Source organism: Streptomyces sp. N50, from assembly GCF_033335955.1.
In the GTDB taxonomy this organism is placed as follows: Bacteria; Actinomycetota; Actinomycetes; order Streptomycetales; family Streptomycetaceae; genus Streptomyces.
In genome coordinates, this window is record NZ_CP137549.1 from 1,259,518 (window position 1) to 1,272,563 (window position 13,046).

At 68.7% G+C, this 13,046-nt stretch carries 11 protein-coding genes; 2 read left to right on the top strand and 9 right to left on the bottom strand.

Annotation, left to right across the window (positions count from 1 at the left end):
• Window positions 1–96 precede the first annotated feature (96 nt).
• Entirely contained in the window at window positions 97–552 is a 456-nt protein-coding gene (locus tag R2B38_RS05210; protein ID WP_318015174.1) for a hypothetical protein, read from the top strand.
• A gap of 116 nt (window positions 553–668) precedes the next feature.
• Here the strand turns inward: R2B38_RS05210 and R2B38_RS05215 are convergent, their stop codons facing one another.
• The 6 genes from R2B38_RS05215 to R2B38_RS05240 form a co-directional block, all read right to left on the bottom strand.
• Window positions 669–1,520, bottom strand: coding sequence for a shikimate dehydrogenase (locus R2B38_RS05215; RefSeq protein WP_318015175.1), 852 nt, complete (start codon window positions 1,518–1,520; stop codon window positions 669–671).
• Entirely contained in the window at window positions 1,501–3,237 is a 1,737-nt protein-coding gene (gene mltG, locus R2B38_RS05220) for an endolytic transglycosylase MltG (protein ID WP_318015176.1), read from the bottom strand. The genes R2B38_RS05215 and mltG overlap by 20 nt, the downstream gene beginning before the upstream one ends.
• Before the next feature lie 122 nt (window positions 3,238–3,359).
• Window positions 3,360–3,824, bottom strand: a complete 465-nt coding sequence (gene ruvX / locus R2B38_RS05225) for a Holliday junction resolvase RuvX (RefSeq protein WP_033282278.1) — start codon at window positions 3,822–3,824, stop codon at window positions 3,360–3,362.
• A 15-nt stretch (window positions 3,825–3,839) separates the two neighbouring features.
• Entirely contained in the window at window positions 3,840–6,512 is a 2,673-nt protein-coding gene (alaS, locus tag R2B38_RS05230) for an alanine--tRNA ligase (protein WP_318015177.1), read from the bottom strand.
• On the bottom strand, window positions 6,512–6,871 hold the full coding sequence (locus R2B38_RS05235; protein WP_318015178.1) for a hypothetical protein: 360 nt from the start codon (window positions 6,869–6,871) through the stop codon (window positions 6,512–6,514). The genes alaS and R2B38_RS05235 overlap by 1 nt, the downstream gene beginning before the upstream one ends.
• A 7-nt stretch (window positions 6,872–6,878) precedes the next feature.
• Window positions 6,879–7,325: a DUF948 domain-containing protein gene (locus R2B38_RS05240; protein ID WP_063744453.1), complete on the bottom strand. Its 447-nt coding sequence runs from the start codon at window positions 7,323–7,325 to the stop codon at window positions 6,879–6,881.
• Between the two features lie 206 nt (window positions 7,326–7,531).
• Here R2B38_RS05240 and R2B38_RS05245 point away from each other — a divergent pair, with 206 nt between their 5' ends.
• Window positions 7,532–9,700, top strand: coding sequence for an ATP-binding protein (locus R2B38_RS05245; protein ID WP_318015179.1), 2,169 nt, complete (start codon window positions 7,532–7,534; stop codon window positions 9,698–9,700).
• Between the two features lie 33 nt (window positions 9,701–9,733).
• On the opposite strand, the gene rpsD is transcribed toward R2B38_RS05245, so the two are convergent.
• The 3 genes from rpsD to R2B38_RS05260 all read right to left on the bottom strand — a co-directional run bounded on the left by rpsD (window position 9,734) and on the right by R2B38_RS05260 (window position 12,943).
• Window positions 9,734–10,348, bottom strand: a complete 615-nt coding sequence (rpsD, locus tag R2B38_RS05250; protein WP_019066381.1) for a 30S ribosomal protein S4 — start codon at window positions 10,346–10,348, stop codon at window positions 9,734–9,736.
• Between the two features lie 313 nt (window positions 10,349–10,661).
• Window positions 10,662–12,017, bottom strand: a complete 1,356-nt coding sequence (locus tag R2B38_RS05255) for a replication-associated recombination protein A (RefSeq protein ID WP_033282275.1) — start codon at window positions 12,015–12,017, stop codon at window positions 10,662–10,664.
• Window positions 12,018–12,286: 269 nt separating this feature from the next.
• A complete protein-coding gene (locus R2B38_RS05260) occupies window positions 12,287–12,943 on the bottom strand; it encodes a vitamin K epoxide reductase family protein (protein ID WP_033282274.1) in 657 nt (218 codons plus the stop codon).
• Window positions 12,944–13,046 lie beyond the last annotated feature (103 nt).

Below are 13,046 nucleotides of genomic sequence, written 5' to 3' on the forward strand. Positions count from 1 at the left end.
AACCGGCGCCCCTTAGTGATGCAACGGGCCGGTTTACCTCGCGTTCAGGATGTGTATGCTGCGGCTTGGTTCGATCATGCAATCAAAGGGGGATTCATGGCCATCTGGCACCGAGTGGGGACGTGGCTCACTACCGCAGTCGTTATGACGGGCGGAGCACTACTGGCGGGCGCCGGGACGTCGTCCGCTGCAGACCAGTTCACGTACAAGGTATTCGACGACGGCAAAAGCTTCGGGGTCGCCGTGTACAACAACGGCCACTATGCAGGCCTGGCCTCCTGGAACGCGGACCCCATTGGCGACATACCGGGCGATGCACTGCAGGCCGTCGATTCGTACGCGGATGGCTGGGGGATTCAGGCCGAGATGTGGACGCCATGGGAGTCCGACCTGAACTATCGCGTGACGACGACAAAGGGGCACTCCGCGCCCTATTCAACGCCGTGGAAGTCGGGCAACCTGAAGGAAGGGGTCGACGTCCACATTCAGGTTTGCATTTTCCAGGGTAACGACTATTCCAACTGCGGCGGCTCGACGGCCGGTAAGGCTTAAGATCGCACCGCCCCGAGCGGTCCGCACGATCCTTTTCTGATGTGGCTTCGCCGTCGACCGGCGAAGCCACATCGGCATTTTCTCTCTACTTCAACCCTGAGGCCGCTTCCAAGCGTTCATTTCCCATTCCCAGACGCACTCACTGCAGTTTTCACCGCGGCACGCATCGCCGAGATCGGGACCGCGGGGCATCCGGTCATCTGTCCAACCTGCAGCACGGCCTGGTGCACCAGCAGGTCGAGCCCGCTGACGACCGCACCGCCGTAGCCGGACCAGCGGGCTGCCAGTTCCGTCGGCCAGGGGTCGTAGAGGACGTCGAAGAGGGTGGCGGGGCGTTCCGGTACGGCGGCGGAGAGAGCGTCCGTGGTGCCGGCGGGGGTGGTCGCGAAGACCAGCGGGGCGCGCAGGCCTTCCGCCGCGTCGGACCAGTCCGCCGTGCGGACCTCCACGTCGAGCCGCTCGCCCCATTGGCGCATCTCGGCAGCACGGGCCTCGCTGCGAACGTAGGCGACGACCTCGCCGGCGCAGATCCAGGAGAGGGCGGCGAGCGCGGACGAGGCGGTGGCGCCGGCGCCGAGGATCGCGGCCGAGTCGACCTGTTCGATGCCGTGTTCGCGGAGGGCGGCGACCATGCCGGGGATGTCGGTGTTGTCACCGATGCGCCGACCGTCATCGGTGAACACGACCGTGTTGACCGCGTCCACCGACGCCGCCGTCTCGCTGATCTCGTCGAGCAGCGGTATGACCGCCCGCTTGAGCGGCATGGTCAGCGACAGGCCCGCCCACTCCGGGCCGAGGTCCTTGAAGAACGCCGGCAGGGCCGCCTCGTCCACGTCGAAGCGGTCGTAGGACCAGTTGTCCAGCCCCAGCTCCCCGTATGCCGCGCGATGCAGCACCGGGGAGAGGGAGTGGGCGATGGGGGAACCGAGCACGGCGGCGCGGCGGGCGTCAGTTGCCCGAGGTGGCATTGAACTTTTCCTTGAGTGCCTGGAATTCGGCGTACGTCTTGGCGAATTCGGTCTTGTTCTCACCGTCGGTCGCCACGAAGTAGATCCAGCCGTCATGGGTCGGATTCAGTGCCGCTGCCAGAGCCTCGTCACCGGGGTTGTCGATGGGACCGGGCGGCAAGCCCTTTTGGGTGTAGGTGTTGTACGGGTCCTTGTTGCTGTTGATCTCGGACTCGCTGATGTGGATGTTGCTCTGACCCTTCAGGTAATTGAAGGTCGAGTCGAATTGCAGGTAACGGTTGGTCTCGGTGTTCGTAGTCTTGAGACGGTTGTAGACCACTTCGGCCATCTTGCGGAAGTCGTCGTGCGTCTTGCCCTCGGCCTGGACGAGGCTCGCGACCGTGATGACCTGCAGCGGGTCTTCCAGATTGAGCGCCTTGGCCTTCGCCTCAAGGTCGATCGTGCCGTATTTGTCGCTCGCCTGGGCAACCAGCTGCTTGAGGACCGATTCGGGTTTCATACCCTTGGCAGCGGCATAGGTACCCGGGTAGAGGAAGCCCTCCAGTGGGTCCTTGATGTCCTTGTTGCTGTTCGCCCAGCTGGGCAGTCCGAGGCTCTTGTACTCCTTCTTGGCGACAGCCTTGGTGGTGCCGTCGGGAACCTGGAGTTTCTTGTCGATTGCCGCGTAGACCTGGGCGTTACGCCAGCCCGGAGCGACGATCAGATTGTCCTGGCTCTTGCGGTCGAGCATCAGCTTGACGGCGGCTGCGGCGGACATTTCCTTCTTCAGCAGAAAGACGCCGGCCTGGATCTTCTTGCCGTCGGGATTCTGCGACTGAGCGGCGACGAACGCGTCGACGCTCTTCACGACGCCCTGTTTCTTCAGCTCCTGGCCGATGGTGTAGCCACCCGCACCCTTGGGGATGGTGACGCTCACCGAACCGGTGCCGTCGCCCGCGTAGTCCGGCGCCGAGCCGAAACGGTTCTGGTAGAACTGGTAGCCGAAGTAGCCGACCGTGGCCAGGCCGCCGCCGAACACCATGACGACGACAAGGCAGGCGCAGCCGTTGCGGCGCTTCCTCTCCTTGCCGCCTTTGTCCTTGCCTTTGCCGCCCTTGCCCCGCCGGCGCCCGTCAGGCTCGTCGTCGGCCTCGTCATCGTCGTCGCCACCCGCGAAGAACGCGTGTTCGCCCTGATCGGGTCCCGGGTCCCAGTCGGTCTGCTCCGGTTCCGGCTCGGTGCGTCGCTTGCCGGGCGGCTCGGGCGGCGGGAACGCGTCGGGCGTGCCGTAGAAATCGGGCTGTTGTTCGCCATAGGCGGCGGCCTGCTGTGCGTACGGGTCGCCGGGGTCCGCGGCGTACGGGACCTGCGCGGGCGCGCCGGTGCCGTCCCAGCCGCCCTGCTGATATTGCTGCTGCTGAGCGGCGTACTGCTGATGGCTCTGATCGGCGTACTGCTGCTGGTCGGCCCACTGCTGCTGGTCGGGGTAGTGCGGGTTGCCCTGTTCGTCGTAGACCGGGTACTGCTGCTGCGCCTGACCGTAGTCGGCCTGCTGGCCATGGCCCCAGTCGCCGTACTGCTGCGGCTGCTGCGGCTGTTCCGGATAGTGCTGCGGCTGGCCGCCGTAGGAGGACTGCTGCCCCATCTGGGCCTGCTGTCCTTCCCATCCGACGTCCCCGAACAACGGGTCCTCCGGATGCCACGGTTCGGAGCCTGGGCCCCGGCCATACTCAGTCATCGATCCCCTAGAGCCGCGAGGCGGCGGTCGCGGCGCTTGCGGCTCCGGCTCCCGTCCCGCCTCTTGCTGTGCCATGGCTGTTCGAACACCATCGCATCGCGCGGAACGTTACCGTATCGCGATCAGATGACCACTTCGACGCCCTCGCCGGGTGGTTTACCTGACACCCGTTCGGATTCCAGCGCCTGCTGGAGGATGATGACCGCGGCCGCCTGGTCGATGACCGACCGGCCCTTCTTGGACTTCACCCCTGAGGCGCGCAGTCCCTGACTGGCCGTCACCGTGGTCATCCGTTCGTCCAACAGTCTGACCGGTACCGGGGCGATGCCCTTCGCGAGTTCCTGGGCGAAGGCCCGGACCTTCACTGCGGCCGGTCCCTCGCCCCCCTTGAGGGAGCGCGGGAGGCCGACGACGACTTCGATCGGTTCGTACTCCTCGGCGAGCTGCTTCAGCCGGCGGTGTGCCGCCGGGATATCGCGGCCGGGGACCGTCTCGACGGGAGTGGCGAGGATCCCGTCGGGGTCGCACGAGGCGACCCCGATCCGGGCGTCCCCGACGTCGATCGCGAGTCGACGTCCTCTTCGCATGTTCTCGGCCGTTTCTTACTTGGCCGTGTCGGCGACGAGGCGCTCGACAGCGTCCACGGCCTCGCCGACGGCGGCCGGGTTCTGGCCACCGCCCTGGGCCACGTCCGGCTTGCCGCCACCACCGCCGCCGAGGGTCTTGGCCGCGGCGCGCACCAGGTCGCCGGCCTTGAGACCGCGCTCGCGGGCGGCCTCGTTGGTGGCGATGACGGTGAGCGGCTTGCCGTTGTTGACCGTGAAGAGGGCCACTACGGCGGCCCGTCCGCCCTGGATGCGGCCGCGCACGTCGAGGACCAGCTTGCGCAGGTCGTCGGCGCTCGTGCCGTCCGGGACCTGGCCGGTGACCAGCGCGACGCCGTGCACGTCCTTGGCGGACTCGACGAGACCGGCCGCGGCCTGCAGCACCTTCTCGGCGCGGAACTTCTCGATCTCCTTCTCGGCGTCCTTCAGCTTGCCGAGCATGGCGGAGACCTTCTCCGGAAGCTCCTCCGGGCGCCCCTTGATCAGCTCCTGGAGCTGGGCGACGACCGTGTGCTCACGGGCGAGGAAGTTGTACGCGTCGACACCGACGAGCGCCTCGATACGGCGCACTCCGGAGCCGATCGACGACTCGCCGAGCAGCTTGACCAGGCCGAGCTGGGAGGTGTTGTGGACGTGGGTGCCGCCGCACAGCTCCTTGGAGAAGTCGCCGATGGTCACGACGCGGACCCGCTCGCCGTACTTCTCGCCGAACTCGGCGATGGCGCCCTGCTTCTTGGCCTCGTCGAGGCTGAGGATCTCGGCGTGCACGTCCAGGTCGCGGGCGAGCACCTCGTTGATCTTCTGCTCGACGTCGGTCATCACGGCTGTGGGAACCGCGGACGGCGATCCGAAGTCGAAGCGGAAACGGCCCGGCTGGTTCTCGGAACCGGCCTGCGCGGCCGTCGGACCGAGGGCGTCACGCAGCGCCTGGTGGGTGAGGTGGGTGGCGGAGTGCGCGCGGGCGATGGCGGTACGGCGGCGGATGTCGATCGCGGCCTCGGCCTTGGCGCCGACGGTGACCTCGCCGTACTGGACGACGCCCTTGTGGACGTAGACCCCGGGCACCGGCTTCTGGCAGTCGCGGATCTCGATCACGGCACCGGACTCGACCTTGATCCGGCCGGTGTCGCCGATCTGGCCGCCGCCCTCGGCGTAGAAGGGGGTCCGGTCGAGGACGATCTCGACCTCGTCGCCCTCGGTCGCGGCCGGGGAGGAGACGCCGTCGACGAGGATGCCGACGATGGTGGACTCGCCCTGGGTGTCCGAGTAGCCGATGAAGTCGGTCTCGCCGGCCTTGTCGGCGATCTCGCGGTAGGCACCGACGCCCGCGTGGCCGGTCTTCTTGGCCTGCGCGTCGGCCTTGGCCTGGTCGCGCTGCTGCTTCATCAGGCGCCGGAAGCCGTCCTCGTCCACGGAAAGACCCTGCTCGGCGGCCATTTCGAGGGTGAGGTCGATCGGGAAGCCCCAGGTGTCGTGGAGCAGGAACGCCTTGTCGCCGGCGAGGACCTTGCCGCCCGACTGCTTGGTGTCGGCGATGGCCGTGTCGAGGATGTTGGTGCCGGCCTTCAGTGTCTTGACGAAGGCGGCCTCCTCGGCGAGGGCCACGGTCTCGATGCGCTGGCGGTCGGTGACGAGCTCGGGGTACTGCTGGCCCATCATCGCGATGACGGTGTCGATGAGGTCCTTGACGACCAGGCCGGTGGCGCCGAGGAGACGCATGTTGCGGATGGCGCGGCGCATGATGCGGCGCAGGACATAGCCGCGGCCCTCGTTGCCGGGGGTCACGCCGTCACCGATGAGCATCACGGACGTACGCATGTGGTCGGTGACCACGCGCAGGGAGACGTCGGACTCGTGCGAGTCGCCGTACTCGACACCGGTCAGCTCGGTGGCCTTCTTGATGACGGCCATGGAGGTGTCGATCTCGTACATGTTCTGCACGCCCTGCAGGATCATCGCGAGGCGCTCCAGGCCGAGGCCCGTGTCGATGTTCTTGCTGGGCAGCTCGCCGAGGATCTCGAAGTCCTCCTTGCCGATGCCCTCGCCGCGCTCGTACTGCATGAAGACGAGGTTCCAGATCTCCACGTACCGCTCGTCGTTGACGGCCGGGCCGCCCTCGACGCCGAACTCGGGGCCGCGGTCGTAGTTGATCTCGGAGCACGGGCCACACGGACCCGGAACGCCCATCGACCAGTAGTTGTCCTTCTTGCCCAGGCGCTGGATGCGCTCGGCCGGGACGCCGATCTTCTCGCGCCAGATGGTCTCGGCCTCGTCGTCGTCGAGGTAGACCGTGATCCACAGGCGCTCGGGGTCGAGGCCGTAACCACCCTTGTCCTGGGGCGAGGTGAGCAGCTCCCAGGCGTAGGTGATGGCGCCTTCCTTGAAGTAGTCGCCGAAGGAGAAGTTGCCGCACATCTGGAAGAAGGTGCCGTGGCGGGTGGTCTTGCCGACCTCTTCGATGTCGGGCGTGCGCACGCACTTCTGCACGCTGGTGGCGCGCGGCCACGGCGGCTTGACCTCGCCGAGGAAGTACGGCTTGAAGGGGACCATGCCGGCGGGGACCAGGAGCAGAGTCGGGTCGTCCGCGATGAGCGACGCCGAGGGGACGACGGTGTGGCCGCGCTCCTCGTAGAAGCTCAGCCAGCGGCGGCGGATTTCAGCCGACTCCATCAGTGGTCCTCATTCCGGTTGTACGAGTACGTCGTCCTGTCGTTTCTTCCGACGGACATGGGGGTGTTGCGGTTCTCGATGGCGATGTGCGCCCGGGGCGCCGGGAGTTCGGGGTCCACGGGGGCGTTGATCCCCAGCGCGTCGCCGAGTTCGGCCTCGCGCTGGGCCATGCCCGCGCGGACGTCGAGCGCGAAGTGCACCGCGCTGTCCTTGAGCTTGTGGCCCGCTGCGAGCGCCTTGTTGGCCGCGGAGACGGCGAGGTGCTCGGGGGTCAGCTGCTTCAGTTTGCGATTGACCTTGGTGGTCGCCCAGACACCGGCGGCTACGCCCGTGCCGAACCAGAACGTACGGCGGAACATGGCTCGGTCAGTCCTTCTTCCGGGTGCGCTTGCCCCGCCGTCCGGCCGGGACGGTACGGCCCACGATGACCGTACGACGGGACGCCCCGGACGGCGCGGGCACGTCCTCGCGGCGGCCGCCCAGGGCCCGGCGGACGCCGTAGCCGAAGGCCGCGACCTTGACGAGCGGGCCGCCGAAGGTGGAGGCGACGGTGGTGGACAGTGCGGAGGCGTTCGACGTGACTTCCTGGACGTCGGTGGCGATCGCGTCGACCCGGTCGATCTGGGTCTGCGCGGAGCGCACCGCCGCGGAGGCGTCCGCCAGCAGCGGCACAGCCTGGTCGGTCACGTCCGCGACCAGCTTGGTGGTCGCCTTGAGCGTCTGGGCCAGCCTCACCAGTGCGACGGCGAGGAACGAGACCAGGATCGCCCAGAAGACGGCCACCAGGATCCCGGCCACCTCTCCACCGGACACCTGACACCCGCTCTCATAAACGCTTGTTGATGACTCGTCCCGAGCCTATCGCGCCGGAGGCGGCGCCCCGTGAACACCTGTGGATAACCGCTGCCGAGCCTATCGCGCCGGGGGTGGCGCTCCGTACCGCATTACCGCCCCGCGCACACCGGAGTTGCGCGAAGCGATTGTACGGACTGAATACGGTTCAGTACGCTCCGTGTTCCATGCGAGCTTCCCCTGGCGGCGACGCCACCGCGGACGGCAATCTGCCCCTCGAACCCGACCGGTTCGTGGGCCGCTCGGCCGAACTCACCGAGCTGGCGCGGGCTCTCGACGCCTCGCGTCTGGTCACGGTGACCGGGCCCGGCGGAGTCGGCAAGTCACGGCTCGCGGCCCACGCGGCGGCCCGGTCCGCGCCCCCGGACGGCGTGTGGCGGGTGGAACTGGCGCCGGTGCGCGACCCGGAACTCGTGGACTTCACCGTCGTGGAGGCGCTGGGGCTGACGGATCACACCGCGCGGTTGCCGCGCGAGGCATTGCGCGACCATCTGACTGACCGTCAACTCCTTTTGGTGCTGGACGGGTTCGAGCATCTCGTCGAGGTGTGTGCCGAGCTGGTGGCCGAGTTGCTCGGGCGGGTGCCGGGGCTGCGGGTGCTCGCGGTGGGGCGGCGGCCGTTGGAGCTGGCGGGTGAACGGGTCGTCGCGGTGGCGCCGTTGGGCGAGGACGAGGCGGTGGAGCTGTTCGCCGACCGGGCCGCACAGCAGGGGGTCGTCCTCGAAGACGGCCCGGACGTACGGGAGTTGTGCCGTCGGTTGGACGGGATTCCCCTTGCCGTCGAGCTGGCGGCGGGGCGGCTGCGGGCACTGGCACCCGGGGAGTTGCTGGCGCGGTTCGACGACCGGTTCCGGCTGCTGGCGGGTGGGCGCAGGGACGCGCTGCCCCGGCACCAGACCCTGCGGACGGCGATCGGCTGGAGCCATGAACTGTGCACGCCCGAGGAGCGGTTGCTGTGGGCGCGGCTGTCGGTGTTCGCCGGGCGCTTCGACCTGGAGGCCGCCGAGTACGTGTGCGGTGGCGACGGACTGCACTCCGACGGCGTTCTCGACGTGCTGTCCGAACTTCTCGCGCAGTCTGTGGTCGTCCGCGAGGAGACGCCGACGGGCGTCCGCTACCGCATGCTCGACACGATCCGGGCCTACGGCGCCGACTGGCTGGAGGCGGCCGGGGACGCGGCCCGGCTGCGGCGCAGACACCGCGACTGGTATCTGGGCCTGGCCACGTGGTGCGAGCTGGACTGGTTCTCGCCGCGCCAGGGCGAGGTCGCCGCGCGGGTCGAGGCGGAACTGCCGAATCTGCGCGGCGCCCTGGAGTACTGCCTGACCGAGCCGGACGAGACGCATCTGGGCCAGTACCTGGCGGGCTCCCTGTGGTTCTACTGGGCGGGCTGCGGGCGCCTCGCGGAGGGCCGGCACTGGCTGGAGCAGGCCGTACAGCTGGACGCGGAGGACACGGCCAACGACCAGTCACGTCTGAAGGCCCTCTGGGTGCTCGGCTATGTGGCGATCCTCCAGGGCGACACCGTGCCCGCGCTGGCCGCCCTCCAGGAGTGCCGCGAGGAGGCGGACGAGGCCGCGAACCCCACGGCGGTCGCCTACGCCGAACACCGCACCGGCTGCCTGGCGCTGGTCACGGACGACATGCCACGGGCGGAGACCCTGCTGCGCTCGGCGCTCGACCGCTATCAGCAGATCGGCGAGCTCAACAGCAACGTGCTCATGGGCCAGGTCGAACTGGCGATGGCCCGGGCGTTCCAGGGCGATCTCGCGGACGCGGTGAAGCTGTGCGAGGACGTCCGGCGCGTGTGCGAGGACCACGGCGAGCGCTGGACCCGGGCGTACGCGCTGTACGTCCTGGCCTACGTCGCCTGGAGCGACGGCGAACTCCCGCTCGCCCGCGACCTGTTGGCGGACTGCCTGGGCAGCGCGCACGGCTTCCGCGATCTGCTCGGCTCGGTGCTCGCGGTCGAACTGCTGGCCCTCGTCACCGTGGCGGAGGGCGAGGCCGCCGAGGCCGCGCTGCTGCAGGGCGCGGCGGGCGGGATGTGGCCGTCGGTGGGACTGCCGCTGTTCGGCTCGGCGTACTACAACGCGCCGCACGAGCTGTGCGAGGCGATGGCCCGGGAGCGGCTGGGTGACGAGCGGTACGAGGAGTGCGTACGGGAGGGAGCACTGCTGGGCCGGGAGGCGGCCGTGGCGCGGGCGCTGGGGCCGTCGCGGGCGCTGGACGCGGTGCCGGTACCGCGCGGCCCGGTGCGGCCCACGACCGTGCGCGTGGACATGCGAAAGCCCGCCGCCTCGCCCACCCGGAAGGGCGGGGAGACGGCGGGCTGACGTGGTGCAGGTGGTGCTACGTCCGTGAGGTGATCAGCGGGCGTAGTACTCGACGACGAGCTGCTCGTCGCAGATCACCGGGATCTCCTTGCGGTTCGGCTCGCGGTCCAGGCGGAACGCCAGGGCGCCGAGGTTCACCTGGAGGTAGCGCGGGGTCTCGCCGTCGGGGGCGAAGCCACCGGCGCGGGAGACCTCGAACAGCGTCTTGCTGCGGCTGCGCTCGCGGACCATGACGACGTCGTCGGGCTTGACGCGGAAGGACGGCTTGTCGACCTTCTGGCCGTTGACCTCGATGTGGCCGTGGACGACCATCTGGCGGGCCTGGTAGATCGTGCGGGCGATGCCCGAACGAAGGACCAGCGCGTCGAGACGACGCTCCAGCTCGATGATCAGGGCCTCACCGGTCTTGCCCTGGACCTTGGAGGCACGCTCGTAGGCGCGGACGAGCTGGCGCTCGGACACGTCGTACTGCGCGCGCAGACGCTGCTTCTCCAGCAGACGGACCTTGTAGTCCGAGTTCTGCTTGCGGCCACGACCGTGCTCACCCGGCGGGTAGGGACGGGCCTCGAAGTACTTGACGGCCTTCGGGGTCAGCGCGATGCCGAGGGCACGCGACTTCTTGACCTTGGGGCGGGACTGATTCGCCACGATGTCTCTTTCTGTCTGTCGGCTTGTCAGGGTGGTGAGGGAGGTCGCATCCGCAGCCGGGGAAACCCGCCGGGACCCTTACGGGACCTGGTGGGCAGCCGCTCCCCTGATCTGGGCACTACGTGCAGCACGCGAGTGGCCCACCGACCGGTCCCGCCGTGCGGCGGATGGTGGTGGGCTGCCCGCGACACCATTCGAACGGTGCGCGACGCTCCTGGAGCCGGTCCGAGAACGGGGTCCTTTGACTGGCTCCGGCTGACCGTCCCGTTCTGACAGCACGGGACACAGCGCTTCGGGGGATTCTACAGGGTGCTCAGGACCGCTTACGACCAAGGTGTTTTCTGGTCCACTCCACGGCGTCCGCGTATCGTGCCTCGGCACCGTGCCGGGTCGGCTCGTAGTACTCGCGGTCCTTCAGCTCCTCCGGGGCGTACTGCTGCTCGGCGATCCCCTCGGGCAGGTCGTGCGGGTAGACGTACCCCTGGGCGTGACCGAGCTTGGCCGCGCCCTTGTAGTGCCCGTCCCGCAGATGCATGGGCACTGGGCCCGCGTGCCCCTTGCGTACGTCCTCCATGGCGGCGCCGATCGCGTTGGTCGCCGCGTTCGACTTGGGCGCGAGGGCGAGCGCGATGGTGGCGTGGCTGAGGGTGAGCGCGGCCTCCGGGAACCCGATCATCGCTACGGCCTGGGCGGCGGCGACCGCGATCGGCAGGGCGTTCGGATCGGCCAGGCCGATGTCCTCGCTGGCGGAGATCATCAGGCGGCGGGCGATGAAGCGGGGGTCCTCGCCAGCCTCGATCATGCGGGCGAGGTAGTGCAGGGCCGCGTCGACGTCCGAACCCCGGATGGACTTGATGAGGGCGCTGGCCACGTCGTAGTGCTGGTCGCCGTCGCGGTCGTACTTCACCGCCGCACGGTCGACCGTCTCCTCCAGGGTCTGGAGGGTGATGTCCGGCTCGCCCTTGTCGAGGGCGGCCCCGGCGGCGGCCTCCAGGGCGGTCAGCGCGCGGCGGGCGTCACCACCGGCGATGCGCAGCAGGTGGTTCTCACTGTCCTCGGGGAGCGTGACCGCGTCCTTCAGACCGCGCTCGTCGCTCGAGGCCCGGCGGAGCAGGGCGCGCAGGTCCTCGTCCGTGAGGGGTTCGAGGGTGAGGAGGAGGGAGCGGGACAGGAGCGGGGAGATCACCGAGAAGTACGGGTTCTCCGTGGTCGCCGCGATCAGGGTGATCCAGCGGTTCTCGACGGCCGGGAGGAGGGAGTCCTGCTGGGCCTTGCTGAAGCGGTGGATCTCGTCGAGGAAGAGGACGGTCTCCTTGCCGAAGCCTCCGGTTGCGCGGCGGGCGCCGTCGATGACCGCGCGGACCTCCTTGACCCCGGCGGTGATCGCGGACAGCTCGACGAACCGCTTGTTCGTCGCCTTGGAGACGACGTACGCGAGGGTCGTCTTGCCGGTGCCGGGCGGCCCCCAGAGGATCACCGAGGACGGTCCGGCCGGGCCGCCCGCCCCCTCACCGACCAACCGGCGCAAGGGCGAGCCCGGCTTCAGCAGGTGCTGCTGGCCCACGACCTCGTCGAGGGTGCGCGGGCGCATCCGCACCGCCAGGGGACTGCTGGACGGGTCCTTCTCCTGGCGTTCTTCCGCGGCGGCGGTGAATAGGTCGGGCTCCACGTCCAAAACCCTATGTCACGCCACTGACAATCCGGTCTGGCCGGGGTACGGCCTGTCCGGCGGATCAGGTCGCAGGAAATCAGCGGGGCCTGATCGGCGCCGGTGAGCGGGGCGTGGTGCGTACAGCCGCAAGGCGGAGGAGGGAGGCGACGCGGAGCGATGGGGGTCCCTCCCGGTCGAGCGAAGCCGAGACTGGGGGGAGACCGACGACAACGCGGCAGATGTGCGTGCCACGCCCCGCGTCTGCGACCTGATCCGCCGGACAGGTCCTAGGCCCAGAGCTGGGTGCCCCAGCGGGTCAGGATCAGCATGGCGATGATGCCGACGTGGGTGACCGGGAGGACCCAGGTGAACTCGCCCAGGAAGTTCTTGACCGGGCGGGGGGCCTTCAGGAAGTCGTTGCGGATGTTGAACGACGTGACGTACCAGAACATCGTGATCGTGGCGACCCAGGCCAGTGAGCACCACAGGCACAGCGCGTTGATCCGGTACAGCGACTGGAACTGCAGCCAGGTGCAGAAGGCCACCCCGAAGAGCGTGCCGAAGTTGAAGGTCAGCCAGTACCAGCGCGGGAACTGGACCCGGGTCAGCAGGCTGACGCCGACACAGATGACGATGCCGTAGGCGACCAAGCCGAGCATCGGGTTCGGGAAGCCGAAGGCCGCGGCCTGCTTGCTCTCCATGACGCTGCCGCAGGACACGATCGGGTTGATGCTGCAGCTCGGGGTGAACGTCTTCCCCGCGACCTTGCCCTCAAGGATCTTGAACTTGTCGATCGTGATGACCCAGGCGGCGAGCAGTCCGGCCGCTCCGGTGATCACCAGCAGCAGGGCGAAGGCCCGGCTGCCGCCCACCGTGCGCGGCTCTGCGGCCGTGTGCTCCGGCTCGGAGTCGGTGGAGACGTCCTTCACTGTCGTCTTGCTCATCACGCCGATCCGTCACTTGAGAGTTGGACCTTCTTCGGGCACGGCCATTGTGCCGCACGCGCACCTCTGTCCACCGTTCGATGGACATAAGGAAGTACGCACG